Source organism: Kribbella sp. NPDC104218, from assembly GCF_055584105.1.
On sequence record NZ_JBVJMQ010000001.1, the window covers coordinates 1,541,339 to 1,567,462 of the forward strand.

The window sequence follows — 26,124 nt, forward strand, 5'->3', positions numbered from 1 at the left end:
GTCGTGTTTGGGGACGCTTGCCCTGAAGAGTTGCGGGACGCCGGGGAGCGGTTGTCCGTCGACGAACTGCGCGCGCGGCAGCTGTCGTTACTGCAGTCGACCGTGCGAGCGGCGTACGAGAATGTGCCGCATTACCGCGCGGCGCTGGATGGGGTCGGCTTCGCGCCGGGTGATCTGCGCGAGCTGTCGGATCTGAGCCGGCTGCCGTTCACAACGAAACAGGATCTGCGGGGCAACTATCCGTTCGGGATGTTCGCCGTCCCGCGGACGTCGGTGGCGCGGGTGCATGCCTCGTCGGGGACGACCGGGCAGCCGACCGTCGTCGGGTACACGCAGCAGGACCTGGACACCTGGGCCGATCTGATGGCGCGCTCGATCCGCGCGGCCGGTGGGCGGGCCGGGGACGTCTGTCATGTCTCCTACGGGTACGGGCTGTTCACCGGCGGGCTCGGGGCGCATTACGGCGCCGAGCGGCTCGGGTGCACCGTCGTACCGGTCTCGGGTGGGATGACCGAGCGGCAGGTCGACCTGATCCGGGACTTCGGGGCCCGGATCATCATGGTGACGCCGTCGTACTTCCTCTCGATCGTCGACGAGATGGAGGCCCGCGGTCTCGACCCGCGCGACACCGCGCTCCGGATCGGGATCTTCGGCGCCGAGCCGTGGACCGAGCAGATGCGGGCCGAGGTCGAGCAGCGGACCGGCATCCACGCGGTCGACATCTACGGGCTGTCGGAGGTGATGGGCCCGGGCGTCGCACAGGAGTGCGTCGAGACCAAGGACGGTCTGCACATCTGGGAGGACCACTTCTATCCCGAGATCATCGACCCCGTCACCGGCGAGGTCCTCCCCGACGGCGCCGAGGGCGAGCTCGTCTTCACCACCCTCACCAAACAGGCCTTCCCCGTCCTCCGCTACCGCACCCGGGACCTCACCCGCCTCCTCCCCGGCACCGCCAGACCAGGCCTGCGCCGGATGCAGAAGATCACCGGCCGCACCGACGACATGATGATCATCCGCGGCGTCAACGTCTTCCCCACCCAGATCGAGGAGCAGATCCTCCTGGTCGACGGCCTCACCCCGCACTACCTCTGCATCCTCACCCGCCCCCACAACCTCGACGAACTCACCGTCCAGGTAGAAGCCGCCCCCCACCTCACCAACCACCCCACCGCCGCCCGCCAACTGGCCGACCGCATCAAATCCCGCATCGGCATCACCGCCACCGTAGAAGTCCTCCCACCCCACGCCCTCGAACGCTCCCTGGGCAAAGCCAAACGCCTCAAAGACACCCGCCCCAAGTAACCCGAAAACTGATTGCGGGGAGGTTTGGGGTGTGGGACGGTGTGGGTCGAGCGGAGGGAGGTGAGCACGGTGTTGTATCGGCCTGTTGTGCTGTCCGTCCGCCGTGCTCGCGGCTGAGGGCAGCTCTCGTTCTTGGAGCTGACTGATGAATGAAGTACCACGTCCGCCGCTGGCCGCGCCTGAGCGGGTGCAGTTGGTTGGATGGCTTGACCACCAGCGTTCTTTTGTTCGGATGAAGTGTGCGGGGCTGTCCGAGGCGGATGCGCACCGGGTAGTGGTGCCTACGTCGCCGTTGATGACGCCGGCCGGGATCGTGGCCCACCTCAGGTGGAACGAGTACAGCTGGTTCCAGCTGAATGTGCTCGGGGTGCCCGACACCGGGCAGACGCCGTGGACGGAAGACGGGCATCCGGACGCCGAGATGTTCGTGGACGACGTACCGATCGCGCAGTTGCTCGACGAGTACGACGCCGAGTGCGCGCGCTCGAACGCGGCGATCGCCGACCTGTCGCTCGACACCCTCGAACGCGGCACCTACGCGATTCGCGGCGAGGCCGCGTCGTTGCGGTACGTGCTCTGTCACATGATCGAGGAGACCGCGCGGCACGTCGGCCACCTCGACATCATCCGCGAACTCATCGACGGCCGGACGGGGTACACGCGGCTGGAGTGATCGTGGATAGGATGTCCGGGATCTGACACGGGGTAGCGACAAGAGGTGTGATGAGGGAACCCTCCGTACGCCGTTATTCCGGGCGGTCGGTCGAGGAGTGGAAGGCTGCGCGCCGCGAGCGGCTGCTGGCTGCCGCGCTGGAGCTGTTCGGGACCGAAGGGTACCCGGCGACATCGGTGGAACGCCTGTGCACACAGGCGAAAGTGTCGACCCGGCACTTCTACCACGAGTTCCAGAACAAGGAAGCCGTGCTGCTCGCGGTGCACGCCGAGGTGATCGAGTTGACCGTGCGCAACACGGGTGACGCGATCCGGGACAGCGTCGATCGGCCGGTCCGCGAGCGGGTCACGGCGGCCGTCGACAGCTACCTGCGCTCGATCATGGCCGACCTGCGCCGGGCGCGGATCTCGTTCGTCGAAGTGGTCGGCACCAGCCCGGCCGTCGAGGAGCAGCGGATCGCCTTCCGCGATCTGCTGATCGGGTTCGTCCGCGACCTCGGCGACACCGCCGCCGCGCGCGGCGAGATCGCCGACCGCGACTTCCGGTTCGTCGGCCTGAGCTTCTTCGGCGCGGTCAACGCGGTCGTCCACGACTGGATGCTGACCGAGCCGCGACCACCGGAGCAGAAGGTGCAGAAATCCCTGCGGGAGCTGGCGGTTCAGCTCATCACGAGCTGAACCACTTCCCCAGTTCGGCGAGGGCGTCGTCGCGGCTCACGGCCGCGCCGGCGCCGTACGCCGTCTCGAACGCCGCCGCGCCCAACCTCGCGCGGAGCTGCTCGGTGAGGGCGCGGACGTCGGCGTCCGGCACCGTCCGCATCCCGCGCAACGCGGCCGCCAGACCGAGGGTCCGCGCGGCCTTCCCGGCCGCGCCCGCGGCCAGGTCGATCTCGGCGATCGTCTCGACGATCATCGACGTGACCGGCATGTCCGAGCTGGTCAGCGCGACCTGCACCGCCCGCCGGCTCGCGGCCAGCGCCGCCGCCAGATCCCCTTGCCGGACGGCGATCCGCCCGACCTGGGCATGCATCATCGCCGCAGCCTGCGGCGCGATCCCCTGACCGTTCGGCCCGAGCATCTCCTCGGCCCGCTCGACCAGTCGCTTCGCATCGTCGAGCTCCCCCGCGCGGACCTCGATCCGCGACAGCCCGAACAACGCCATCGCCTCCCCTTCGCGCGAGCCGTTCTCCTCGGCCATCCGCAACGCGAGCCGCTGGTCGTCGCGCGCGCCGTCCAGGTCGCCCAGCTCGGCCCGGCTGATCGCCGCGGCGCCGAGGACCCGCCCGACGCCGTCGGTACTGCCGAGCTCCGCGGACAGACTCATCGACTCCTTGAGCGAGGTCAGCGCGGCCGAGTGATCACCGCTGACCGCCTGATAACTCGCCAGCCCCTGCAGCGCCAGCGCCAGCCCCCATCGATCGCCGACGCCGCGGAACCCGTCGATCGCGACCTGCAGATCGGCGGCCATCTGCTCGGCGCGGCCCTCGTTGTCGTGGAGCATCCCGAGTAGCAGCGCGGCCATGTGCCGGGTCCACGGATCCGGCAGCTCGCGCGCGTGCTCGAGCTCCGTGAACGCCGCCGCGTCCCGCCGCAGCGCCGCCCACATCGCGTTCGTGAAGCGGCCCACGGCCGAGTTCAGCACCTGCTGATGCCGGCGGCCCAGCCACCGCACCTCGGCCAGACAGCGCATCGCTTTCGCGACCGTCGTCGTCTGGTCGCCCTCGAGCGACATGGTGCCGAAGGCAAGCATCATCAACGTCGTCGCCCGCTCGACCGGCACACTCGGCCCGGGGACGGCGAGCGCCGCGCGCATCCAGCCGACCGCCTCGGTCGGGCGGCCGCTCATGTTCCAGAACTCGGCGAGCACCGACACCATCTGCACCGACGTCCGCGCCGAGCCGGCGTCGACCGCGCCGCGCAGCGCGTCGGTGAGGTTGTCGTGGTCGGCCTTCAGCCGGGCGATCCACTCGATCTGCGCCGCGGTCCGCAACCGCGGCGACGCCTGGCGCAGCAAGCGGCTGAAGTACTCCGTGTGCTGCCGCCGGAATCGCTCCCGCTCCCCCGCCGCGTCGAGCTGCTCGGCGCCGTACGCGCGGACCGTCTCCAGCATCCGATAGCGGACCGAGCGCTCCCCGGCGACCGCCTCGACCAGCGATTTGTCGACAAGAGACGCCAGTACGCCGAGGACGGCGTCCGCGGGCAGCTCGTCGTCGCGGCAGATCTGTTCGGCGGCCTCCAGCGTCGCGCCGCCGGAGAACAGCGCCAGCCGCCGCGCGACCGCCTGCTCGTCGGCGTCGAGCAGCTCCCAGCTCCACTCGACCACTGCGCGCAGGGTCTGGTGCCGCGGCAACGCCGTCCGCGATCCGCTGGTCAGCAGGCGAAAACGATCGGTCAGCCGATCCACGATCTGCATCGGGGTCAACGCCCGCAGCCGCGCCGCGGCCAGCTCGATCGCCAACGGCATCCCGTCGAGGCGTCGGCAGATCTCGGCGACGGCTGTCCGGTTCGCGGTGGTCAGCGCGAAGTCCGGGCGGACGGCGCGCGCCCGGTCGACGAACAGCTGCACCGACGGATACTCGTCGTTCGCCGCGTCCTCAGGCGGCAGCCCCAGCGAGCCGACCGGGTGCAGATGCTCGCCGGGGATACTCAGCGGCTCGCGGCTCGTCGCCAACACCCGCAGCCGCGGGCAGGCCGCCAGCAGCGAATCGACCAGCCCGGCGACCTCCTGCACGAGGTGCTCGCAGTTGTCGAGGACCAGCAGGATCCGCCGATCGCCTATCACCTCGACCAGTCGCTCGGTCGCTGCCCGGCTGGTTCGCAACTGCTTCGGCACCAGGACGGACGGCGGCGTCGCGTCCACGAACTCGGACGCCCCGAGCGCCGACAGGACGGCGGGAGCGACGTCGGCAGCGTCGCTGAGCGGCGCGAGCTCGACCAACCAAATGCCGTCACCACTCTGCTCGACGAGTGTCCGGCCGGTCTCCGTCGCGAGCCGCGTCTTACCGGCGCCGCCCGGCCCGACCATCGTGACGAGTCGTGTGCCGTTGCCGAGCAGTCGGCTCAGCTCAGCAACGTCGTCCCGGCGTCCGACGAAGCTGGTCAATGGCGCCCGCAGGTTGCTCCGCGGCTCAGAGCGCGGCGCGGCCGGCGGCGCCGTCACTGGGTCGACCGCGTCACCCCGCAGGACGGCGAGGTGCACCTCACGCAGCCGCGTCCCGGGATCCGCTCCGAGCTCGTCGGCGAGCGTCGTCCGCACCCGTTCGTACGCCGCGAGGGCTTCGGCCTGGCGGCCATCGGCGTACAAGGCCCGGATCAGCAGCTCATGCAGCCGTTCGCGCAGCGGATGCGCACCGGCCAGCTGCTCGAGGTCGGTGGTCAGCTCACGGGCTCGGCCGCAGGTGATCGCGGCCTCGGCGAGATCCTCGACGGCGCCGAGGCGGAGCTCGGACAACCGGTCCGCCTCGCCGGCCGCGAACGGCAGGTCGCGCAGGTCGACGAGCGCCTCACCCCGCCAGAGCCGCTCGGCCCGCGCAAACAGTGCATGTGCCTGCTCCGGGTCACTCGCGAGCACCGCGCGCCCGCGGCGGACCAGCTCCTCGAACTGCAGGACGTCGACGCAGTCCGGCTCGATCGTCAGCGTGTAACCGGCCGGCCCGGACTGCACCGCGATACTCGACTCCGTCGCGGGCAGGCTCGATCGCAGCCGCGAGACCAGCGACTGCAACGCGTTCGCGCTCGGCGCCTCGCTCCCCCACAACCCGTCGACCAGGGTCTCGACGCTGACCGGCCGCCCGGCGCTCAGCGCCAGCCGCGTCAGCAATCCGCGCAGGCGAGCGCCGCGGATGTCGAGCGGAGACCCGTCGGCCGCCCACATCGCGAGAGGTCCGAGCACCGCTATGCGCACACCCCAGCCTGACACATGGAGGCGACCACAACCCCCTGCCTTTTGTCATCGCCGTCACCTATTGTCGGACGACGTGACCTCTATCGATGCGCAGACGCAGACCGCCCTGACCCGACTGGTGGCCGAACGGCAGGCCAAGGGCAGGGTGCCCGGCGTGGTGGGCGCCGTGGCCCGGGCCGGGAGGCTGGCCTGGTCGGGCGGCGCGGGCGCGGCCGATCTGGAGACCCCGGGGACGCCGCCGACCGCCGACTCCCAGTTCCTGATCGCCTCGCAGAGCAAGACGCTGACGGCCGTCGCGATCATGGCCCTGCGCGACGAGGGCAAGCTCGGTCTGGACGACGTCGTCGAGAAGTTCGTCCCGGAGAGCAAGCACGCCGGGGTGACCGTCCGGCAGATGCTCAGCCACGCCAGCGGGATGCAGCGCGAGCCGGTCGGCGACGTGTGGGACCTGATGAAGTTCCCGGACCGCGCCGAGCTGGTCGCCGGCTGGAACGAGGCCGAGCGGGTCGGCAAACCGCATCACCGCTTCCACTACTCGAACCTGGTCTTCTCGCTACTCGGCGAGATCGTCGCCCGGCTCGACGACAAGTCCTGGTACGACGCGATCAAGGCCCGCATCCTCGACCCGCTGGAGATGCGCCGGACGACGGTCGGTATGGACGGCGGCCCGGCCGCGACCGGGTATTACGTGCCGCCGTTCTCCGACGTCCCGGTGCGCGAGCCGCTGCTCGACATCAAGGCGATGGACGCCTGCGGCGGCCTGGCGAGCACGGCCGAGGACCTGGCCAAGTGGGCGATGTTCGTGGCGGACCCGATCGACGAGATCCTGTCCAAGGACACCCTGGACGAGATGTGCCAGGTGCAGATCATGGCCGACACCGCGCGCTGGCAGCTCGCGTTCGGCCTCGGTTTCATGTTGTTCCGCCGCGGCGACCGGGTCTTCGTCGGCCACGACGGCGGGATGCCCGGCCACATCACCTCGACCTTCGTGCACCGCGAGTCCGGGACGGCGGGGATCGCGCTGCAGAGCTCGACCTCGGCCCCCGCGCCGGCGCTGCTCGCGACCGATCTGCTGATCGCCGCCCTGGAGGGCGACCCGCTGCCGATCGACCCCTGGACGCCCGGTACGGCGGTGCCCGACGAGCTCACCGGCGTCCTCGGGACGTGGTTCTCCGAGGGCCAGCCGTTCGTCTTCTCGGTCAAGGGCGGCGCGTTGCAGGCGAAGTCGCCGGCGGCCGCCGAGCACCTGGCCCCGGCGGTCTTCGAGCGGATCGCGCCCGACACCTATCGCGGCGTCTCCGGCCGTGAGGTCGGCGAGCTGCTGCGGATCACCCGCGCCGCCGACGGCGTCCCGGTGAAGTTGCACTGGGCAACTTACTTGTGCACCCGGGAGCCGTTGGCGTTCGCGCAGCTCTGAGCCTCAGGTGCGGCGGCGGTAGGCGCGGATGGCGAGTGGCGCGAAGATCGCGACCAGTCCGACCATCCAGGCCAAGGTGACCAGTAGCGGTTTCTGGATCGCCCCGCCGCTCATCAGGGCACGCTCGAGATCCACCAGGTAAGGGATCGGGCTGACCTTGGCGAAGGCCTGCAGGAATCCGGGCATCGTGCTCGTCGGCGCGAAGATGTTGCTGCCGAAGGTGAGCGGGAACATCACCAGGATCGCGATCCCCTGGACGCCCTGCGCGGTTTTCATGGTCAGCCCGAGCCAGACCCAGATCCAGCACATGGACAGGGCGAAGCCGAGCACGATCAGCAGCCCCAGCAGGCCGTAGCCGATCCCGTTCTCGAACCGGAAGCCGAGCGCGAAACCGCTGACCATCAGGATCACGATCGACACCGTGTAGCGGACGGCGTCGCCGAGGACCGCGCCGATCAGCGGGGAGATCCGCGCGATCGGCAGACTGCGGAAGCGGTCGAAGACGCCTTTGGCGAAGTCGTCGTTCAGGCCGACCCCGGTGCCCAGCGTCGCGAACACGACGGTCTGGACGAGCAGGCCGGGGAGCAGGAACGGCAGGTACCCCCGCCAGCCCGCGCCCTGGGCGATCGCGCCGCCGAAGACGAACACGAACAGCACCAGGAAGATGATCGGCTGGAACGTCACGTCGGCCAGCGCTTCGGGGTTCTGCCGGATCCGGACGATGTTGCGCCAGGCCAGCGTCAGGCTCTGCTGGACCCAGGCGAACGGCCGCTGCTTGGGCCGCTCGAGGACGGCGGTCGTCATCGGGCCGCTCCTTCCAGTACGGCGTCCGTCGGACGCTCTTCGGCGGCGTGGCCGGTCAGCGCGAGGAAGACCTCGTCCAGACTCGGCAGCCGCAGGGACAGTTCGGTGACGACGATTCCGGCCTCGTCGAGGCGGCGGACGACGACCGGCATCGAGGTGCCGTCGCTGACCGGTGCGCTGACGAGGGTGTTCACCACGTCGACACTCGGCCGGACGCCGACGGCCTCGGCCACGATCGCGGCGACCCGCTCCAGATGCGCCGGCTCGGCCGGACGGACGTCGAGGGACTGCTTGCCGGCCTGGGCCTTCAGCTCGGCCGGTCGGCCAGAGGCGACCACGCGGCCCTTGTCGATGACCATCAGCGAGTCGGCCAGGGCGTCGGCCTCTTCCAGGTACTGAGTGGTCAGCAGGACCGTCGTCCCGTCGAGGACCAGGTCGCGGATGGTCTCCCAGACGCCGTTGCGGGCGTGCGGGTCCAGGCCGGTGGTCGGCTCGTCCAGGTAGAGGATGCTCGGGTGGCCGACCAGGCTGGCCGCCAGGTCGAGCCTGCGGCGCATGCCGCCGGAGTACGTCTTGGCGACCCGGTCACCGGCGTCCACCAACTCGAACCGCTCCAGCAGCTCTTCGGCGCGATCCTTGGCCTGCGGCCGGGAGTACCCGAGCAGGCGGCCGATCATCGCGAGGTTGCGCCGTCCGGACATGTCCTCGTCGACCGAGGCGTACTGCCCGGTCAGCCCGATGATCTCGCGAACCTTGCTCGCCTCGCGGACGACGTCGTACCCGCCGACCGTCGCGTGCCCGGCGTCCGGCCGTAGCAGCGTGCCGAGGATCCGGACCGCTGTCGTCTTCCCGGCGCCGTTCGGGCCGAGGACGCCGAGCACGGTCCCGGTGGGGACGGTCAGGTCGACCCCGGCCAGCGCGGTCGTGGCGCCGTACTTCTTGACCAAGCCGACCGCCTCGATGGCGACCTGATGCGATGTGGTCATCAGTTCCTCCCAGTTGGATTACTGAGAGGAGCGTCCATCGAGGCGCTGGCACGGGGCTGGCGCGGCTCTGGCAGGGCGCTGGTTCAGCCCTTCAGCGGGACGACCTTGTTGGCCAGCAGCGCCTGGTACGCCTCCGGGTTGTACCGGGCCAGGTGGCCGCGGGCGCGGCGGCGGTACTTGAGGATCTGCCGGATGCCGATCGCCCACAGCACGTACTGGAAGGCCAGCGCGTACTTGAAGTCGCCGATCGTCTGCGGAGCGCCACCGGAGGAGACATCCAGCAGGATGCCGACCATCCCGATGCAGATCAGCGTGGCGATGAAGCCGCCGGTGTTGACCATGCCGTTGGCCGCCCCGAACCGGGTCGCCGGGTTGAACGTCCGTGCGTAGTCCAGGCCGAGCATCGAGCCGGGCCCACCAGCCGCCTGGACGACGATCAGTAGTAGCAGCACCGGCAGCGGCGCCTGGCCCGGCCAGAGCAGGACGACGGTCCACATCAGCACGGAACCGGCGATGACGGCCAGCACGATCCAGGAGCGGTAGAACGGGAACTTGGCGGCGTACCGGCCGACCAGCGGGCCGTAGCAGAGGCCGGCGAGGACAGGCACGACCAGCATGGCCGCAGCGGTGGCCGGCGGGAGGCCCTGCCCCTGGACCAGGAACGGGAAGCCCCACAGCAGACCGAACGTGCTGCCGGAGAAGCTGGTGGTGAAGTGCGTCCACAGCCCGAGCCGCGTGCCCGGCTCACGCCACGCACGACGCAGGTTCCGCCGGACTTCGCTCAGCGGCTGTTTGGCCCGCTTGAGTGGCTCGTCGTACGGCGTGTCCTTGATCAGGAACAGCACGGTCAGCAAGGCGACCAGGCTGAGCACACTGGCTCCGGCGAACGTCGGCGTCCAGCCGAAGGTGTGGAACGCCGCAGCCATCGGAACGGTCGACATGATCGCGCCGAGGCCACCGAGCATTCCGGTTGCCTGCGACATCACTGGCTGCCGTAGCGCCGGGAACCAGGCCATGACGACCCGCAGCACGCTGATGAAGACCAGCGCGTCACCCACGCCGAGCACCGCGCGCGCAGCGAGCGCGGCCGGGTACGAATCGACCAGACTGAACGCGGACTGCGCCAGAAACAGCAGACCGGACGCCGCGATCAGCAGCCGCTTCGAACCGTACCGATCGAGCAGTACGCCGACAGGCACCTGCATCGCGGCGTACACGGTCAGCTGGACGACGGTGAAGCTGGCCAGCGCCGATGCGGAGATGTCGAAGCGCTCGGCGGCCTGTAGGCCTGCGACGCTCATCGAGCCGCGGTGCAGCACAGTGATGAGGTAGGTGAAGACAGCAGCGGTCCACACCGCCCAGGCACGCCGTCCGCCCAGGGGGAAGAGGAGCTCGGTCACCGAGTGCCTCGCAGGTCCGCCGCGGCGGAATCGATGTGGGCGACGACCAGCTCGCGGAAGCGCTTGACGCTGTTCCCGCCGAGGGCGTCGATCATCTCCTGGTGCGCGGTGATCGACTTGTCCATCCGCGCGGGCTGGACCTCGATACCGGGCACGCCCATCCGGACCTGGCGGTCGCGGAGGCTGTTGTAGAGCTTGGCGAGGATCAGGTTGCCGGCGGCACCGACAATCGCCTCGTGGAAGGCCCGGTCGGCCTCCAGGAACAGTTTGGCGTCACCGGCCTTGCGGTGCGCGCGCATCTCGTCGACCCGCTGCTCGAGCTCCTCGATCAGCCGCTTGCGGCGCGGCCAGACCTTGGCGGCCGCGTGCACCTCGATCAGCTCGCGGGCCTCCAGGACGTCGTCGATCTCCTGCGGCAGCACCGGCAGGACCAGCGCGCCCTTCTTCGGGTACAGCTTGACCAGGCCGGACTCCTCCAGCCGGAGCAGCGCCTCCCGCACCGGCGTCCGGGACACCCCGACCGCGGTGGCCAGCTCACCTTCGGTCAGCAGCTCACCGCCCGGGTAGGTCCGGTCCAGAATCGCTGCCTTCACGTACGCGTACACCCGCTCGGCGGCCGGGATCTTCTCGACCCCCGGCGCCGCCTCGACCACCACGCGGGCGATCTCCGCGGTCTCTTCCCCCAGTTCGAAGCTCACTACCTCACCCATACGACTAGTATCTCTGTTGTATCTATCCTACACCCACAGGAAATCCACCGACTGTCCCCAGCTTCTCCACGAGTTATCCACAGGTCTGTGCACATGATGTGGGTAACTGAGCGTGAATTGATCAACCCTGAGTAGTGACAACCGCAGGGTTTCCCGTGTCTTGTGGACAACTTCTGCGCCACTGCCGACTTCGGATCTAGAGTCACCGGAATGAGCCTGGACCGCCCGTAGCCAGGCCCGCCCTTCTGGAGGCAGCGTGACCCGAACGTCTCGTCCCCGCCGGCTGACCGCCGGTCTGGCCACCGCCGCGCTCGCGCTGACCGCGATCAGCGCCGCCGGCGCCGCGTACGCCGTACCGGCCGCGAGTCAGGCCGAGCCCGGCCCGCTGATGAACTACGTGGTCAACACCAAGGCCTCCCCCGGCCACGTGCGCAAGGTCGAGAAGGCGGTCGAGGCCGCCGGCGGCACCGTCCTGGTCGGCTACGCGCAGATCGGCGTCGTCGTCGCCCAGTCGACGAACCCCGGCTTCAAGGCCGCCGTCCGCTCCGGGAAGTACGGCCGCGAGGTCCAGTCGGTCGGCGCCACCCGGACGGCGCCGGTGTCCGAGGGCCCGGCGACCGCGACGGCGTCCAAGGGGATGGCGGCCGACAGCGCCGCCGCCCCGACGCCGGATCCGCGCGAGAACGAGCAGTGGGATCTGGCCCAGATCAAGGCCGACCAGGCGCACAAGATCTCCGAGGGCTCCCGCCGGGTGCTGGTCGGGATCAACGACAGCGGCGTGGACGACGCCCACCCCGACCTCGCACCGAACTTCGACGCCAAGAACTCGGTCAGCTGTATCAAGAACGGCGTCGCCGACCGGACGGTCGGGGCCTGGCGCGCGACCGGCGCCCACGGCACGCATGTGGCCGGTACGGTCGCCGCGGCCCGCAACGGCGTCGGCATCGTCGGCGTCGCGCCGAAGGTCCGGATCGCCTCGGTGAAGGTGGTGAACTCCGACGGTTTCATCTACCCGGAGTACGCGATCTGCGGTTTCATCTGGTCGGCCGAGCGGCACATGGATGTCACCAACCACAGCTACTTCATCGACCCGTTCGAGTACTGGTGCAAGGACGGCGGTGACCAGGGCGCCGTCCAGGAGGCCGTCAGCCGTGCGGTCGCCTACGCCACGGGTCGCGGTGTGCTCGCGGTCGCCGCGGCCGGCAACTCGAACTACGACCTGGCCAACAAGACCGTCGACAACGGCAGCCCGAACGACTCGACCCCGGTGTCGCGGCAGATCAACAACAACTGCCTGAACATGCCGACCGAGCTCCCGCACGTGGTCACCGTCGCCAGCACCACGCAGGCCGGCGTCAAGAGCGGCTTCTCGAACTTCGGCCTGAACAAGATCGACGTCGCCGCCCCGGGCAGCGGCATCCTGTCCACCGTCCCGAACAACGACTACGCCTCCTTCAGCGGGACGTCGATGGCGTCGCCGCATGTCGCCGGTGTCGCCGCGCTGATGAAGTCGGCGCACCCGCACTGGGGCCCGCTGCAGCTGGAGGCCGCGCTGCGCAAGCAGGCCACCGACACTGCCTGCCCGACCACGCCGGACGCGCGCTGCACCGGCACCACGAAGAACAACGCGTTCTTCGGCGAAGGCATCACCGACGCGCTGGACGCCGTCAAGCGCGGTTGGTGATCCCCTGACCGAGTGGGGGTCTCCCGCCCGAGGCCCCCACTCCACTTACCCCGCGCTGATCAGCACGATCCCGGCGACCACCACGGCCGCCGCCATCGCGCGCCGCGGGCCGAATCGCTCACCGAAGAAGGCGGCGCCGATGATCGCGCCGAAGATGATGCTGGTCTCCCGCAGCGCCGCCACGGTCGCGAGCGTGCCGCGAGTCTGTGCCCACAGCACCAGCCCGTAGGCGACCATCGACACAACCCCGCCGGCCAGCCCGGTCAGCACAGCCTTCTTCGGCAGCCGCAGTACCGCCGGCCCACGCCAGGCGAGGACAGCCAGCGGCAGCACGAAGCCCTGGAGCATGAACACCCAGCCCATGTAGGTCAGCACCGGCATCCGGTGCACCGCGAGCCCGTCGACGACCGTGTAGGCCGCGATCATCAAGCCGGTACCCGTCGCGGCCGCCAGCGCAGGGACCTGCCGTCGCCCCGGCCTGCCGATGAAGACCAGCGCGATCAGCCCGGCCGAGATCAGCAGAATCCCCGCCAGCTCGACCACCGCCAACTCCTGCCCCAGCACCAGGATCGACACCAGCGCCACCACCCACGGCGACGTCCCCCGCGCCAGCGGATACATCTGGCTGAACTGCCCCAACTCGTACGACCACAACAGCCCGCCCAGATACGCCAGGTGCAGAACCGCGGACGCGATGATGAACCCCCACGCCCCCGCCGGCGGCAACCCCTGCACCACCACCATCCCCAGCCCGATCACAAAGGCCGAAACCTCCAGCAACGCCAGCCCCGCGGCCCGATCCACCGCCCCATGCGCCATCGCATTCCACAACGCATGCAACACCGCCGCCGCCAACACCACCCCCAAAACCACCACACCCCACCCTCTCACGCCCACCCCATTGGTCCGGACCACCCCTGCCTGCCCGAGAACGGGTCGGCCCACCGTTGGGCGCGAGGAACCGAGGGGGCGCGAGCGGGCGCCGGAGCCGGAGCGGGAGCCGGGAGCGGGAGCCGGCGCCAGGTGCGCGGCGGGAGCGCGGCTGGGGCGGGAGCCGTAGCGGGAGCCGGGGGCGGGAGCGGGAGCGGGGAGCGGGAGCGGGGAGCGGGAGCGGGGAGCGGGAGCGGGAGCAGGGAGCGGGAGCCGGAGCCAGGAGCGCGGCGGGAGCGCGGCGGGAGCGGGAGCGGGAGCAGGGGGCGGGGAGCGGGGAGCGGGGTGGGGTTAGGTGCAGGTGATGAGGGGGGTTAGCCAGTTGGCGTGGTCGTAGTCGGGGGAGCCTTGGGTGTCGAGGCGGAGTTCGAGGGTTGTGATGTTGGTGAGGGTGGCGGTGAGGGGGAGGGCGGGGGCGGAGCCGGTCGCGTCGGTTTGGGCGAGGCGGGTGGTGTCGCCCCAGATCTCGAAGCGGACTTGGCCGCGGTCGCCGACCTCGTCGTCGATGCCGACCTTGGTGGTGAGGGTGGTGCAGCGTTTGCCGAGGTGGAAGGTGATGGAGCTGTTGGCGTGGGCGCCGAAGCCCTTCGGGTAGACGGTGCCGGCGACGGTGAGGGGGTTGCCGTCACCGGCGGGCTGCTCGCCGACGCTGCGGTCGCGTTCGACCGGGCCCCAGCCGTTGGTGGCTGAGATCCACGGGCGGTCGGAGAGTGGCGTCGTACCGGCTGGGGGTGGCGTGCCGTGGCAGGTGAGCTCGGGCGTGAGCCAGTCGGCATGGTCGTAGTTCATCGTCTCGAGCGGGTCGACGTGCAGTTCGAGGACTTGTACGCCGGTCAGATCAGCGCTGAGCTCGACGGCGCCGCCTGCGCCGGTCGCGGTGGCCTGGGCGCGGCGCGTCCCGTCACCCCAGATCTCGAACCGCACCTGACCTTGGTTACCGACCTCGTCGTCGATGCCGGCCTTCGTCGTCAGCCGGGTGCACTGGGCGTCCAGGAAGTAGCCGACCTGGCCGGGCGCGTGCATACCGAGGCCCTTCGGATAGACCGTGCCGGCAACCGTCAGCGGCTTGCCGTCACCAGCGGCCTGCTCACCGACACTACGGTCACGCTCAACCGGACCCCAGCCGTTCTCCGCGAACGCCCAGGTCTGATCCGACAACGCCGTCCGCCCGATCGGCGGCACGGTGGCCACGGTGAAGCGACCGACTCCGCTGCCGGACTGGCTGGCGCCGTTCCATTTCCAGCTGCCGTTGGCTGCCAGCTGGACTGGGCCGAGCGGCGGGTTCGTCGCCGCGAGGCGGTACTTCAGCGCACCGGTCTGACCAGCCGCGATCGTTCCGAGCTGCGGCGAACCATCCGGCGTCGCCGTCCAGCCAGTCGGCGCAGTCAGCGTCACCTCAGCCGCAGTCAGCGTGGCCGGCCCGTCGTTGTGGATCTGCGCCTGGACGTCGATCCGCCCCGCGTTCGTCACGTACGCCTTCTCCGGCGTCGCCTCCACCAGCACCATCGGCGCCAGCTCGCTGCTCGCTCCCGGCGTCACCCGGAACATCACCGCGTCATGCGACGGCACCTGCGCCCGCACCGCCCCCGTCGACGCCTTAGTCGTGCTGCTCCACAGATCCTTCACCGCGTACGCCGAAGCCGCAGGCAGCCCGAGCGCGGCGGCCGTCGTACCGATCGTGGCTGGGCTGGACCCGCGGTTGAACAGGACGACGGCGGCCGAGCCGTCGGACAGCTTCTTCGACCACACCTCCAGGTCGCCGTCGTCGCGTAGCTTCGCGCCCTGACGACCCGCCCAGTCCTGGTTCACCGCCAGGACGTCGGGGTCGGTGAGCAGATCGCGAGTCGAGGCAGGCATCGACCGCAGGTCGTTTCCGGCGATCAGCGGCGCGTTGAGGATCGCCCAGAGACTCATGTGCGCACGGCTTTCGCCGTACGTCAGCCCGCTGTTGCCGACCTCGAGCATGTCGGGGTCGTTCCACGCGTTAGGCCCGGAGTACTGCTCCAGACCAACCTGCTGGTCGAGCAGCCCGACCACGCTGGACCAGTTGTTCTCGATGTCACCGGTCGTGCGCCACATGTGTCCACCGGTCTCGGCACCCCACAGCCACGGCTGGTTCTGACCCCACTCGCAGATGCTGTAGAGGATGTCGCGACCGCTGGCCTGCAGCGCGTCCGCCATCCGCTTGTAGCGCGTCTGGGCCGGGATGCCGTCCTGCTGACCGCAGTTGTCGTACTTGAGCAGGTCGACGCCCCAGCTCGCCCAGGTCTGCGCGTCGGTCGTCTCGTGGTAGAGGCTCGCGGGCAGGCCCTGGCAGGTGTGCGAACCGGCCGACGAGTAGATGCCGAGCTTCAGCCCACGTGCGTGCACGTAGTCCGCGATCGCCTTGATCCCGCCGGGGAAGCGCACCGGATCCGGCTGGAGCCGGCCGGCGCCGTCCCGCTGTCGCGCCATCCAGCAGTCGTCGATGTTGACGTACTTGTAGCCCGCGGCGGCCATCCCCGAGGACACCATCGCGTCCGCGGTCTGCTTGATCAGGTTCTCGTTGATATCGCAGTGGAAGGTGTTCCAGCTGTTCCACCCCATCGGGGGCGTCGGCGCCAGATTCGGTTTGGCGGCGGGCCGCGCGGACGCGGTCGGCACCAGGACCGCGGACAGGACCAGCGCGAGCAGCACAGCGAGCAGACGGCGCATGAGAACTCCCTGGAGGGCGGTTCAGGGTCGGCTCATCGGACGCTATCCGCCGGACCGGACGGCGGCAATCCCCACGGTCTGGACCAGTGCGCGAAGAACCCGGGCGGTGGTCCACCCGGGTTCTTCGGCGTCCTACGTCAGAACATCAGCGCGCGGGCCGGGTCCTCGAGGATGCTCGCGACGTCGGCGAGGAAGATCGAGCCCTTCTCGCCGTCGATCAGGCGGTGGTCGAAGGAGAGCGCCAGCGTGGTGATCCAGCGCGGGACGATCTCGTCGTTCACCACCCACGGCTGCTTGCGCACCGCGCCGAAGGCGAGGATCGCGGCCTCACCCGGGTTGATGATCGGCGTCCCGGCGTCGACGCCGAAGACGCCGACGTTGGTGATCGTGAACGAGCCGCCGGCCTGGTCGGCCGGCGACGTCTTGCCCTCGCGGGCGGTGGCGACCAGGCCGTTCAGGGCGCCGCACAACTCGGGCAGCGTGAGCTGGTCGGCGTTCTTGATGTTCGGCACGATCAGGCCGCGCGGGGTGGCCGCGGCGATGCCGAGGTTGACCGCGCCCTTGTAGACGATCTCCTGGGCCTGCTCGTCCCAGGCCGCGTTGATCACCGGCGTCCGCCGGGCCGCCAGTGTGACCGCCTTCGCGACGATCAGCAACGGCGACACCCGCAACTCGCGGAACGCCTTGTCCGCCTTGAGCCGCTCCACCAGCTCCATCGTCGCGCTCACGTCGACCGTGATCCACTCGGTCACGTGCGGCGCCGTGAAAGCACTGGCCACCATCGCCTGGGCCATCACCTTCTGCACGCCCTTCACCGGCACTCGAGTATCCCCACGCCCGGCAACCACAACAGCCGGCTCAACCGCCGGCGCCGGCGCGCTCACGTGGTTCTCGACATCAGCCCGGGTGACAATCCCACCCGGCCCGGTGGCAGCAACCGCCCCGAGATCAACCCCCAGATCCTTCGCCAACTTCCGCACCGGCGGCTTCGCCAGCACACGAACGTTGCCTCCGGCAACGGAGAGGGAGGGGGCGGCGGCCGCACCGTCAAGCGCCGCAGGCGCGGCGGCTGCTCCGGGGTGTTGCCCGGGCACGCCCGCAGGCTGAGTAGGAGCCGAGGCGGGAGCCGGCCGGGGGCCGGCGAGAGCCTCGGCGGAGGTACCGGACTTGCGGGGGCGGCGTTTGGCTTCGGTGGTGCGGGGGCCGTAGCCGACGAGGACGGCGGTGCGGCCTTCGTCGGCGGGGGTCTTGGGGGCGGGGGCGGGCTCGTCGGGGGCGTCGGTCAGGACGGCGATGATCGGCGTGCCGACGTCGACCGTCTGACCTTCGGGGACGAGCAGCTCGTGGACGGTCCCGGCGAACGGGACCGGGAGCTCGACGAGCGACTTGGCGGTCTCGATCTCGACGACGGTGTCGTTGAGTTTGACCGTGTCGCCGGGTTTGACCTTCCAGCTGACGATCTCGGCCTCGACGAGACCTTCGCCGACGTCGGGGAGGCGGAACTGCTGGATGCCCATCAGTACTCCATCACGCGGTCGACGCCGTCCAGCACCCGGTCCAGATCGGGCAGGTAGTCCTCTTCCATCCGGGACGGCGGGTAGGGGGTGTCGAACCCGGTGACGCGCAGGACCGGCGCCTCCAGGTGGTAGAAGCACTCCTCCGAGATCCGGGCCGCGAGCTCCGACCCCGGCCCGAACGACAGCGTCGCCTCGTGGACGACGACCGCCCGCCGGGTCTTCTGCACCGACGCGAAGATCGTCGCCAGGTCGAACGGCGAGATCGTCCGCAGGTCGACGACCTCGAGGTTGCGCCCGTCCTCGAGCGCGGCCGCCGCGGCCTGGACGCAGGTCTTCACCATCGGCCCGTAACACAGCAGCGTCGCGTCGGTCCCTTCGCGGACCACCTTCGCCTGGTGCAGCGACAGCGCCGGCGGGACGGACTCGTCCAGCTCGGCCTTCTCGTGGTAGCGCCGCTTCGGCTCGAAGAACACCACCGGGTCGTCCGAGGCGATCGCCTGCTGGATCATCCAGTACGCGTCGACCGGGTCGCCGCAGGTCACCACCTTGAGCCCGTTGACGTGCGCGAACAGCGCCTCCGGCGACTCCGAGTGGTGCTCGACCGCGCCGATCCCGCCGCCGTACGGGATCCGGATCACGACGGGCATCTTGATCTTGCCCATCGACCGGTAGTGCATCTTCGCGACCTGGTTGATGATCTGGTCGTACGCCGGGAACACGAACCCGTCGAACTGGATCTCGCAGACCGGCCGGTAGCCGCGCAGCGCGAGGCCGACCGCCGTCCCGATGATGCCGGACTCGGCCAGCGGGGTGTCGATCACCCGGTCCTCGCCGAAGTCCTTCTGCAGGCCCTCGGTGACCCGGAAGACGCCGCCGAGTTTGCCGATGTCCTCACCCATGATGACGACCTTGGGGTCGGCCTCCATGGCCGCCCGCAGACCGGCGTTGATGCCCTTGCCGAGAGTGATCTTGGTCATCGCTCAGCCCTCCCCGTCGAACGAGGCCGCGTAGGCGGCGTACTGGGCACGCTGTTCGGCCAGCTGCGGCGTCTCCTCGACGTACACGTGCTGGAAGAAGTCGGTCAGCTGCGGCTCCGGCAGCGCGAGGCAGCCGGCCCGGAGCTCCGCGGCGATCTTGTCGCCCTCGGCGTCGATCTCCTCGAAGAAGTCGTGGTCGACGCCGGCATGCCGGGTCAGGTAGGCGTGCACGCGCTCGATCGGGTCCTTGAGCTTCCAGTGCTCGAGGTCCTCGTTCAGGCGGTACTTGGTCGGGTCGTCGGACGTCGTGTGCGCGCCCATCCGGTAGGTGTAGGCCTCGATCAGCGTCGGGCCGCTGCCCTCGCGAGCGCGTTTCAGCGCCTGCTGCGAGACGGCGTACGTCGCGAGCACGTCGTTGCCGTCGACGCGGACGCCGGGGAAGCCGAAACCGGCCGCGCGCTGGTACAGCGGGATCCGGGTCTGCCGGTCGATCGGCTCCGAGATCGCCCACTGGTTGTTCTGGCAGAAGAAGACCACCGGCGCGTTGAAGACCGAGGCGTAGATGAAGGCCTCGTTCACGTCGCCCTGGCTGCTGGCGCCGTCGCCGAAGTACGCGATCGTGGCCTCGCCGGCGTCGTCGCCGCCCAGCACGCCGTCGCGCTGCTGGCCCATCGCGTACCCGGTCGCGTGCAGCGTCTGGGCGCCGATCACGATCGTGTACAGGTGGAAGTTGTTGTCCTTCGGGTCCCACGCGCCCTGGTCGACGCCGCGGAACAGGCCGAGCAGGTTCAGCGGGTTGACCCCCTGGCACCAGGCGACGCCGTGCTCGCGGTAGGTCGGGAAGACCATGTCCTTGGCGTTCAGCGCGCGGCCGGAGCCGATCTGCGCGGCCTCCTGGCCGAGCAGCGAGGCCCACAGGCCGAGCTCGCCCTGGCGCTGCAGGGCGGTCGCCTCGGCGTCGATCCGGCGGACCAGGACCATGTCCCGGTAGAAGCCCTTGATCGCTTCGTCGTCGAGGTCGAACGAGTAGTCCGGATGCTCGACGCGCTCACCTTCGGGTGTCAGCAACTGGACGAACTCGACCTCTTCGGGAGGCTGAGCGGGACTGACCGGCACCTCGACGGGCGCGAAAACTTCCGGGGGAGTCCCCGGCACCGACTCACTCACATGCACTCCTCGGGTTCGAGCGCGGGATCGCCGCGACCGCAACGTTGCACGGGGCCCGGCCCATCCGCCGGGTGAGGCTTCGCAGGCAGGACCGCGTGGATCCAGGGTTGATGCACCACTTTCCGCACACCGTACCGAGCAGGTGCCTGATCCGCTAACAGTCTGGACGCCGACGCGTACGGCGGTACCGAAATTGGTCTCGACACGAGACACCAGTCCATCCACTGGTCAGGTTTCCCGCGCGGCGGCCCGGGATCCGGGTGCCGGAGGGCCGATGTGACATGTGTCTCTATGTTGTTCACCCCTGGCAGGAAAACCCTTGCGCTCCCCGCCGGGCAGTTCTAGCGTAATGACTGTCTTTGCATAACACCCCTGACGCCCGGAGGTACTTCATGGCCGCTCCCGCCCCGGTCGCCGCCCCCGCCACCGGCAGCCGGACGGCGTCGGCGGCGATGATCTGGACCGCGCTGACGATCGTGTACGTCGTCTGGGGGTCGACCTACCTGGCGATCCGGATCGTGGTCGAGGCGGAGATCCCGCCGCTGCTCGGGATGGCCGCCCGGTTCCTGGTGGCCGGCGGCCTGCTGGCGCTGATCCTCGGCCTGACCTCGGGCTGGAGCCGGCTCCGGATCACCCGCCGCGAGGCGGTCGGCGCGGCCGTCGTCGGGCTGCTCCTACTTGCCTTCGGCAACGGCGCGGTCGCGATCGCGGAGCAGACGGTGCCCTCCGGGCTGGCCGCGCTGCTGGTCGCCGCGACGCCGCTGTGGCTGATGGCGTTACGCGTCGGCGGCGGCGAGCGGCCCCGGCTGCTGACCTGGCTCGGCGTCCTGATCGGCTTCGCGGGCGTCGCCGTCCTGGCACTGTCCGGCGGCGGCGACACGACGGCCAAGCCGCTGTCGATCGCGCTGATCGTCTTCGGCACGATCTCCTGGGCGACCGGATCGCGCTTCTCGCCGCGGCTCGGCCTGCCGAAGGACCCGCTGGTGACTGCTCTCTACGAGATGCTCTTCGGCGGGACGGCGATGCTCCTGCTCGGCACGCTCCGCGGCGAACCCGGCGACCTGCACCTCGACCGGATCCACACCAGCGGCTGGCTGGCACTGATCTATCTGGTGTTCTTCGGGTCGCTACTGGCCTACTCGGCGTACTCCTACTTACTGGCGAACGCGCCGATCTCGTTGATCGGGACGTACGCCTACGTGAACCCGGCGGTCGCGGTGCTGCTCGGCTGGCTGATCCTCAGCGAGCCGGTGACATGGCAGATCCTCGCGGGCGGCGCGGTCATCATCTGCGGTGTCGCGCTGGTGGTGACGGCCGAACGCCGGCCCCGAACGATCAGCGCGGAGAAGTAGGGAAGGAAGGACCCGGGCCCGAAGGACCCGGGTCTCCCACCGCTGCCGATGCGCGCGGCAGCGGGCCATGGTGCCGGTCGCGCGCCCTGCCCCGAAAAAACACGGCGCGAAACTCCGGCAATGGTTCCGACGATTCCGAATCTTCGTGGTATTGCCTATTCGGTGGCCACCGAGCCCGCCGAAACAATCTTCCGAATCATCGGTTTTTCCGTCACCCGCGCTCACTCAACGAGGCTCCTGACCAGGCGTTACGGCCGCTTCCACTACAACTTTCCCGCAACTTCTCCTGCTTTGTCAGCGATCTCATTACAGCTGAACTATGACTTCGATAGTTGACGAAAAAGTTTGTAACCGGGCCCGACAGGTGTCGTTACCTCTAAGACGAATCCGTCAAACCCGAAAGGAAACCTGGCAAAATGCAGGTAACTCGTAAGATCGCCGCTGCCGCGGCCGTGGCGACCGTCGCCACCCTCGGCCTGGCCACCGTCGTCAGCGCCAACATGCTCGACGGCGCCACCAAGGGCGCGGACCTGGCCGACGCGGCGTCGGTTGCGTCCGCCAAGGGCTACGCCGGCAAGCTGTACTGGATCAAGAAGAGCGGCTCGCTCGTCGCGATCGATGGCAACTCCATCGGTCCGGTCCAGGCCTGCGACAACTTCGTTCCGGTCAACGGCGTCGGCGGCCAGGTTGTGGCCCACGACATCGTCGGTCTGATCGGCGTTGACCAGAAGGGCAACCAGGCCACCGCGGTCAAGACCTGCGAGACCGACTCGAAGAACAACGGCAAGTGGTACCGCGCGAGCAACGGCATCATCTCCGTGAGCGACAACGCGGTCGGCCCGGTTCAGGCCTGCCACAACACCGTTCCGGTCAACGGCGTCGGCGGCCAGGTTGTGGCCGACGGCCTCAACGGCCTGCTGGGCCTGGGCCAGCACGCGAACTCGGTCGACTCGCTGAGCACCTGTGAGCTCGAGTCCGAGAACAACTGACCCCTCCCTGGTCAGTGATGCAGGACCCGAAAGAATCAGCTCGGTGGGCTGATTGATTCGGTAGTAACACCGGCGGCGCCGGGAGAAAGCCTCACTCCTCCCGGCGCCGCTTCTCACGTCCCGGCCCTCGTCCCAGCGAGGGCCGGATTTTTTATGTCGTCAGCGTGCGCAGATCGACGCAGGACCCGTTCGGCAGCTCTCGGTCCAGCAGGGACCAGATGCCGGCGGCGGCGTCCGCGGGCGCGGTGAGCTCACCGGCGCCGAACAAGTCGTGGAAGCGCTGCACCGCCGGGAAGTCCCGCTCCGAAGTGCCGCGGATCTCGGCCTGCATGGCGGTGTCGACGACCCCCGGCGCGACCGCGAGCACCTGACAGCCGCCGTTCGCCTCCTGCTCGGCGCCGACGGTGCGCACCCAGCTCTCCACGGCCGCCTTCCCCGCTCCGTACGACGACCAGCCGGCGTACGCCTTAGTCGCAGCGCCCGACGACAGCATCACCAGCTGCCGATCGACGTCCAGCGCGGCGGTCGCGCGCAGAAAGGCCCGGCCGAGGATCTGCGGCGCCGCGGAGTTCAACAGGACGGCGCGCTCGTACGCCGAGCCGTCGACGGCGTCCGCCGGCCCGATCGGGGTCACCGTCCCGGCGTTGTGGATGAACACCACTCGCTCACCGGCGAATCCGGCGAGCTCGCGGACGAAGTGCTCCTCGACCCCCGTCCAGTCGGCCGGATCGGACAGGTCGGCCCGGAAGTGCTCGGACGCCGGACCGCCGCCGCGCCGGGACAGATCGATCACCCGGGCCTCGGGGAACGGGACCGCGGCGGCCAGCGCCGCCCCGATCCCGGCCGAGGCCCCGGAGATCCAGACGAGTGCGGTCACCGGCGCCAGGCGCAGGCGACCTGGAGGAAGAGGTCGTTCGCGGCCCGCTCGCCGATGCTGACCCGGACGCCCTCACCCGGGAACGGGCGGATCGAGACGCCCTCGGCCTGGACCGCCGCGGTGAAGTCGAGGGCTTCCTCGCCCAGATCGAGCCAGACGAAGTTGGTCTGGGTGTCCGGCACCCGCCAACCGGCCGCGCGCAGCTCGGTGACGACCCGGGTCCGCTCGATCACCAGCTCCTCGACGCGGGCGAGCAGCTCGTCCTCGGCCCGCAGCGACGCGAGCGCGGCGGCCTGGGCGATGAAGCTGACCCCGAACGGCAGCGCGCACTTGCGGATCGCGGTGACCACCGACGGGTGCCCGATCGCGTACCCGATCCGGAAACCGGCCAGGCCGTAGGCCTTCGAGAACGTCCGGAGGACGACGACATTCGGCCGGTCCCGGTAGACCTCGACCCCGTCGACGACCTCGGGATCGCGGACGAACTCCCGGTACGCCTCGTCGAGCACGATCAGCACGTCGGACGGCACGGCGTCGACGAACGCGAGCAGCTCGTCGCGGTGCACGACCGGGCCGGTCGGGTTGTTCGGCGTACAGACCAGGACGACCTTCGTCCGGTCGGTGATCGCGGCCTCCATCGCCTTGAAGTCGTGCCGCGCGTCCTCGGTCAGCGGGACCTGGACGGATGTCGCGCCGGTCAGCTGGACCGCGATCGGATAGGCCTCGAACGAGCGCCAGGCGTAGACGACCTCGTCGCCGTGGGTGACCGCGGCCTGGAGCAGGTGGTAGAGCAACGCGACCGAGCCGGTCGCGACCGCGAGGTCGTCGACCGGGACGCCGAGCCGCTCGGACAGCGTCTCGAGCAGCTCCACCGCGCCCATGTCCGGGTAGCGGTTCATGTGCTGCGCGGCGTCCGTCGCGGCCGCCAGCACCCCCGGCAACGGCGGGTACGGGTTCTCGTTACTGGACAACTTGTACGACGGCCGGCCGTCGGAGGTCGCGGGCGGACGACCGGGCTTGTAAGCCGCGACGTCGTCCAGGCACCCGCGGAAACGGACGCCGCTGTCCGGAATCCGTACACCATTGTCAGGAGTCATGGCCGCAGGTTAGTCCTGACAGCCGGGGAGCGGAACCCGTTGTTGCGGAACCGACGACGAAGCCTCAAACTGACTGATTGTCGGACAATCAGGCAGTGGAGGGGTGTTCATGAGTCAGCCGTTGGAGTGGGGTCGCCGGTATCTGATGGTCCGTCCGGACCACTTCCGGATCGACTACGTGATCAACCCGTACATGTCGACGACCGACCAGCCCGATCCGGAGCTGGCGCTGAAGCAGTGGGACGCGCTCCGGCAGGCGATCGTCGACGCCGGCGGCGAGGTCGAGGTGCTGGCCCAGCGACCGGACTCACCGGACATGGTCTACGCGATGAACCTCGGGTTCGCGACCGCCGAGGGCCGCGCGATGCTCTCGCACATGCGCTTCGAGCCGCGCCGCAAGGAGTCGCTGACCGCCGCCGAGTGGTTCGTCGGCCAGGGTTTCGACCTGGGCCGGACCGGCGGGGACGACGTCGGCCCGCACTTCGAGTCCGGTGACGCGTTCGTCTTCGGCGACTCACTGGTCGTCGGCTACGGGCCGCGGTCCGAGGCCGAGGCGCTCAAGCATCTGGCCACCGAGTGGGACATCCGGGTCCGTGGTCTGCGGATCGCCCACGAGGGGATGTACCACCTCGATCTGCCGTTCTGCCCGGTCGACAGCACCCACGCGATGATCTACCCGCCGGCCTTCGACGCCGCCAGCCAGGCCGAGCTGGCCGGGATCGTGCCGGACCCGATCGTGCTCACCGACGAGGAGGCCTTCGCCTTCAGCGGCAACTCGCTGGTCGTGAACGAGACGATCATCATGCCGGCCTGCTCACCGCGGCTGCACGACATCATGACCGGCCTCGGACTGCGGGTCGTGCTCGTCGATCTGGACGAGTTCCACAAGGGCGGCGGCTCCGCCCGCTGCCTGACCAACCCGCTCGACTTCCCGCTGACCGGCATCACCACCCCCGGCGGCGAGCTGCACCTGCCCGCCTGAGCCATTGACCCTGCGGCCGTCCACACCCCGTGTGGACGGCCCTATTTCAGTGGGGTGAAGACGAGGTCGAGGGTGCTCGCGTCCCAGCCGTTCTGCTGGATCCACTCCAGCGCCTTCTCCTTGGCGTCCGGCGCGTAGGTCAGGATCGTGACCGAGATGGCCTCCGGGTTGTTGGGGTCGGTCTTCGAGCTCGTGTAATCGGCCTTGAAACCGACGCCGATGAACGGCAGCGACTGGATGATCGGGTACTTGGCGACCAGCCGCTGCTGCGTCTCGTCGTACTGCCGGCCGGCCTCGCGCTCGAGCTCCAGCTCCTGCTCGGGGTTGTTCTTCGTCCACTCGCGGCCCTCGGGGCCGTTCGCGTAGAGGTACATCTTGATCGCGAGCTCGTCCCCGTCGGCGGTGAAGGTCGTCGAGTAGGTCTGGAACCCGCGCCGCTCACCGGTCAGCGTGTGCGTGCCCTTCTTGACCTTGAGCTCACCGGACGCCGCGATTTGTTGCCCGTCGAGCGTCAGGGTCAGGTCGTTCGGGATCGAGGTGATGGTCAGCTTCGCCTCGGAACCGCCACGCAGGATCAGGAAGCTGCCGATCACCACGATCGCGACCGCGAGCGCGATCGCGCCGAGAATCAGCGGCCGCCGGCCTTCGTCCTCCATGTCG

The 26,124-nt window shown here is 69.7% G+C and carries 22 protein-coding genes; 9 read left to right on the top strand and 13 right to left on the bottom strand.

The genetic code is table 11. The annotated features are described in order from the left end of the window. The first annotated feature begins 3 nt into the window (after nt 1-3). The 3 genes from paaK (at nt 4) to ACZ6ZD_RS07325 (ending at nt 2,655) form a co-directional block, all read left to right on the top strand. Nucleotides 4-1,305 carry a phenylacetate--CoA ligase PaaK gene (gene paaK / locus ACZ6ZD_RS07315; protein ID WP_465669294.1) on the top strand — a complete coding sequence of 434 codons (1,302 nt, stop codon included), beginning with the start codon at nt 4-6 and terminating at the stop codon, nt 1,303-1,305. A 145-nt stretch (nt 1,306-1,450) separates the two neighbouring features. Next, nucleotides 1,451-1,978, top strand: coding sequence for a DinB family protein (locus ACZ6ZD_RS07320; RefSeq protein ID WP_465669296.1), 528 nt, complete (start codon nt 1,451-1,453; stop codon nt 1,976-1,978). Nucleotides 1,979-2,028: 50 nt separating this feature from the next. Next, a complete protein-coding gene (locus tag ACZ6ZD_RS07325) occupies nt 2,029-2,655 on the top strand; it encodes a TetR/AcrR family transcriptional regulator (protein ID WP_465669298.1) in 627 nt (208 codons plus the stop codon). Here the strand turns inward: ACZ6ZD_RS07325 and ACZ6ZD_RS07330 are convergent. After that, nucleotides 2,645-5,869 carry an AfsR/SARP family transcriptional regulator gene (locus ACZ6ZD_RS07330; protein WP_465669300.1) on the bottom strand — a complete coding sequence of 1,075 codons (3,225 nt, stop codon included), beginning with the start codon at nt 5,867-5,869 and terminating at the stop codon, nt 2,645-2,647. The genes ACZ6ZD_RS07325 and ACZ6ZD_RS07330 overlap by 11 nt on opposite strands. A gap of 85 nt (nt 5,870-5,954) precedes the next feature. On the opposite strand from ACZ6ZD_RS07330, the gene ACZ6ZD_RS07335 reads away from it, so the two are divergent. Beyond that, nucleotides 5,955-7,298 carry a serine hydrolase domain-containing protein gene (locus ACZ6ZD_RS07335; RefSeq protein WP_465669302.1) on the top strand — a complete coding sequence of 448 codons (1,344 nt, stop codon included), beginning with the start codon at nt 5,955-5,957 and terminating at the stop codon, nt 7,296-7,298. 3 nt (nt 7,299-7,301) lie between these two features. Here ACZ6ZD_RS07335 and ACZ6ZD_RS07340 read toward each other — a convergent pair whose 3' ends face one another. From ACZ6ZD_RS07340 to ACZ6ZD_RS07355, 4 genes are all read right to left on the bottom strand, one after another. Continuing rightward, a complete protein-coding gene (locus tag ACZ6ZD_RS07340) occupies nt 7,302-8,102 on the bottom strand; it encodes an ABC transporter permease (protein ID WP_465669303.1) in 801 nt (266 codons plus the stop codon). Then, the gene (locus ACZ6ZD_RS07345; RefSeq protein ID WP_465669305.1) at nt 8,099-9,088 is read right to left on the bottom strand and encodes an ATP-binding cassette domain-containing protein; all 990 of its coding nucleotides are present in this window, start codon (nt 9,086-9,088) and stop codon (nt 8,099-8,101) included. The genes ACZ6ZD_RS07340 and ACZ6ZD_RS07345 overlap by 4 nt, the downstream gene beginning before the upstream one ends. Before the next feature lie 83 nt (nt 9,089-9,171). Further along, nucleotides 9,172-10,488: an MFS transporter gene (locus ACZ6ZD_RS07350; protein ID WP_465669307.1), complete on the bottom strand. Its 1,317-nt coding sequence runs from the start codon at nt 10,486-10,488 to the stop codon at nt 9,172-9,174. Beyond that, nucleotides 10,485-11,198, bottom strand: a complete 714-nt coding sequence (locus tag ACZ6ZD_RS07355) for a GntR family transcriptional regulator (protein ID WP_465669309.1) — start codon at nt 11,196-11,198, stop codon at nt 10,485-10,487. Before ACZ6ZD_RS07355 ends, ACZ6ZD_RS07350 begins: the two co-directional genes overlap by 4 nt. A 256-nt stretch (nt 11,199-11,454) precedes the next feature. On the opposite strand from ACZ6ZD_RS07355, the gene ACZ6ZD_RS07360 reads away from it, so the two are divergent. Then, on the top strand, nt 11,455-12,882 hold the full coding sequence (locus ACZ6ZD_RS07360) for a S8 family peptidase (protein ID WP_465669311.1): 1,428 nt from the start codon (nt 11,455-11,457) through the stop codon (nt 12,880-12,882). Nucleotides 12,883-12,927: 45 nt separating this feature from the next. Here ACZ6ZD_RS07360 and ACZ6ZD_RS07365 read toward each other — a convergent pair whose 3' ends face one another. From ACZ6ZD_RS07365 to pdhA, 5 genes are all read right to left on the bottom strand, one after another. After that, entirely contained in the window at nt 12,928-13,758 is an 831-nt protein-coding gene (locus tag ACZ6ZD_RS07365; protein ID WP_465669313.1) for an EamA family transporter, read from the bottom strand. Between the two features lie 345 nt (nt 13,759-14,103). Continuing rightward, nucleotides 14,104-16,506, bottom strand: a complete 2,403-nt coding sequence (locus ACZ6ZD_RS07370; protein ID WP_465669315.1) for an NPCBM/NEW2 domain-containing protein — start codon at nt 16,504-16,506, stop codon at nt 14,104-14,106. A gap of 137 nt (nt 16,507-16,643) precedes the next feature. Then, nucleotides 16,644-18,023: a dihydrolipoamide acetyltransferase family protein gene (locus ACZ6ZD_RS07375; RefSeq protein WP_465669317.1), complete on the bottom strand. Its 1,380-nt coding sequence runs from the start codon at nt 18,021-18,023 to the stop codon at nt 16,644-16,646. Beyond that, nucleotides 18,023-19,000, bottom strand: a complete 978-nt coding sequence (locus tag ACZ6ZD_RS07380; RefSeq protein WP_465669319.1) for an alpha-ketoacid dehydrogenase subunit beta — start codon at nt 18,998-19,000, stop codon at nt 18,023-18,025. The genes ACZ6ZD_RS07375 and ACZ6ZD_RS07380 overlap by 1 nt, the downstream gene beginning before the upstream one ends. 3 nt (nt 19,001-19,003) lie before the next feature. Then, complete coding sequence (gene pdhA / locus ACZ6ZD_RS07385; protein ID WP_465669321.1) at nt 19,004-20,167, bottom strand: pyruvate dehydrogenase (acetyl-transferring) E1 component subunit alpha; 1,164 nt, start codon at nt 20,165-20,167, stop codon at nt 19,004-19,006. Between the two features lie 392 nt (nt 20,168-20,559). Here pdhA and ACZ6ZD_RS07390 point away from each other — a divergent pair, with 392 nt between their 5' ends. From ACZ6ZD_RS07390 to ACZ6ZD_RS07400, 3 genes are all read left to right on the top strand, one after another. Further along, a complete protein-coding gene (locus ACZ6ZD_RS07390) occupies nt 20,560-21,519 on the top strand; it encodes an EamA family transporter (protein ID WP_465669323.1) in 960 nt (319 codons plus the stop codon). A gap of 120 nt (nt 21,520-21,639) precedes the next feature. After that, nucleotides 21,640-21,855 carry a hypothetical protein gene (locus tag ACZ6ZD_RS07395; RefSeq protein WP_465669325.1) on the top strand — a complete coding sequence of 72 codons (216 nt, stop codon included), beginning with the start codon at nt 21,640-21,642 and terminating at the stop codon, nt 21,853-21,855. Nucleotides 21,856-21,935: 80 nt separating this feature from the next. After that, complete coding sequence (locus tag ACZ6ZD_RS07400) at nt 21,936-22,508, top strand: hypothetical protein (protein ID WP_465669327.1); 573 nt, start codon at nt 21,936-21,938, stop codon at nt 22,506-22,508. 151 nt (nt 22,509-22,659) lie between these two features. Here the strand turns inward: ACZ6ZD_RS07400 and ACZ6ZD_RS07405 are convergent, their stop codons facing one another. Both ACZ6ZD_RS07405 and hisC read right to left on the bottom strand, forming a co-directional pair. After that, nucleotides 22,660-23,385, bottom strand: coding sequence for an SDR family NAD(P)-dependent oxidoreductase (locus ACZ6ZD_RS07405; protein ID WP_465669329.1), 726 nt, complete (start codon nt 23,383-23,385; stop codon nt 22,660-22,662). Then, the gene (gene hisC, locus ACZ6ZD_RS07410; protein WP_465669330.1) at nt 23,382-24,482 is read right to left on the bottom strand and encodes a histidinol-phosphate transaminase; all 1,101 of its coding nucleotides are present in this window, start codon (nt 24,480-24,482) and stop codon (nt 23,382-23,384) included. The genes ACZ6ZD_RS07405 and hisC overlap by 4 nt, the downstream gene beginning before the upstream one ends. Before the next feature lie 109 nt (nt 24,483-24,591). On the opposite strand from hisC, the gene ACZ6ZD_RS07415 reads away from it, so the two are divergent. After that, nucleotides 24,592-25,464: a dimethylarginine dimethylaminohydrolase family protein gene (locus ACZ6ZD_RS07415; protein ID WP_465669332.1), complete on the top strand. Its 873-nt coding sequence runs from the start codon at nt 24,592-24,594 to the stop codon at nt 25,462-25,464. A gap of 41 nt (nt 25,465-25,505) precedes the next feature. Here the strand turns inward: ACZ6ZD_RS07415 and ACZ6ZD_RS07420 are convergent, their stop codons facing one another. Then, entirely contained in the window at nt 25,506-26,120 is a 615-nt protein-coding gene (locus tag ACZ6ZD_RS07420; RefSeq protein WP_465669334.1) for a PEGA domain-containing protein, read from the bottom strand. Nucleotides 26,121-26,124 lie beyond the last annotated feature (4 nt).

What these genes read in the sequence shown, in the direction of transcription:
- hisC (WP_465669330.1), bottom strand. Translation starts at nt 24,482, where the DNA reads ATGACTCCTGACAATGGTGTACGGATTCCGGACAGCGGCGTCCGTTTC.
- ACZ6ZD_RS07400 (WP_465669327.1), top strand. Translation starts at nt 21,936, where the DNA reads ATGCAGGTAACTCGTAAGATCGCCGCTGCCGCGGCCGTGGCGACCGTC.
- ACZ6ZD_RS07390 (WP_465669323.1), top strand. Translation starts at nt 20,560, where the DNA reads ATGGCCGCTCCCGCCCCGGTCGCCGCCCCCGCCACCGGCAGCCGGACG.
- ACZ6ZD_RS07370 (WP_465669315.1), bottom strand. Translation starts at nt 16,506, where the DNA reads ATGCGCCGTCTGCTCGCTGTGCTGCTCGCGCTGGTCCTGTCCGCGGTC.
- ACZ6ZD_RS07420 (WP_465669334.1), bottom strand. Translation starts at nt 26,120, where the DNA reads ATGGAGGACGAAGGCCGGCGGCCGCTGATTCTCGGCGCGATCGCGCTC.
- ACZ6ZD_RS07345 (WP_465669305.1), bottom strand. Translation starts at nt 9,088, where the DNA reads ATGACCACATCGCATCAGGTCGCCATCGAGGCGGTCGGCTTGGTCAAG.
- ACZ6ZD_RS07415 (WP_465669332.1), top strand. Translation starts at nt 24,592, where the DNA reads ATGAGTCAGCCGTTGGAGTGGGGTCGCCGGTATCTGATGGTCCGTCCG.
- ACZ6ZD_RS07380 (WP_465669319.1), bottom strand. Translation starts at nt 19,000, where the DNA reads ATGACCAAGATCACTCTCGGCAAGGGCATCAACGCCGGTCTGCGGGCG.
- ACZ6ZD_RS07375 (WP_465669317.1), bottom strand. Translation starts at nt 18,023, where the DNA reads ATGGGCATCCAGCAGTTCCGCCTCCCCGACGTCGGCGAAGGTCTCGTC.
- ACZ6ZD_RS07340 (WP_465669303.1), bottom strand. Translation starts at nt 8,102, where the DNA reads ATGACGACCGCCGTCCTCGAGCGGCCCAAGCAGCGGCCGTTCGCCTGG.
- ACZ6ZD_RS07395 (WP_465669325.1), top strand. Translation starts at nt 21,640, where the DNA reads ATGGTTCCGACGATTCCGAATCTTCGTGGTATTGCCTATTCGGTGGCC.
- ACZ6ZD_RS07320 (WP_465669296.1), top strand. Translation starts at nt 1,451, where the DNA reads ATGAATGAAGTACCACGTCCGCCGCTGGCCGCGCCTGAGCGGGTGCAG.
- ACZ6ZD_RS07325 (WP_465669298.1), top strand. Translation starts at nt 2,029, where the DNA reads ATGAGGGAACCCTCCGTACGCCGTTATTCCGGGCGGTCGGTCGAGGAG.
- ACZ6ZD_RS07355 (WP_465669309.1), bottom strand. Translation starts at nt 11,198, where the DNA reads ATGGGTGAGGTAGTGAGCTTCGAACTGGGGGAAGAGACCGCGGAGATC.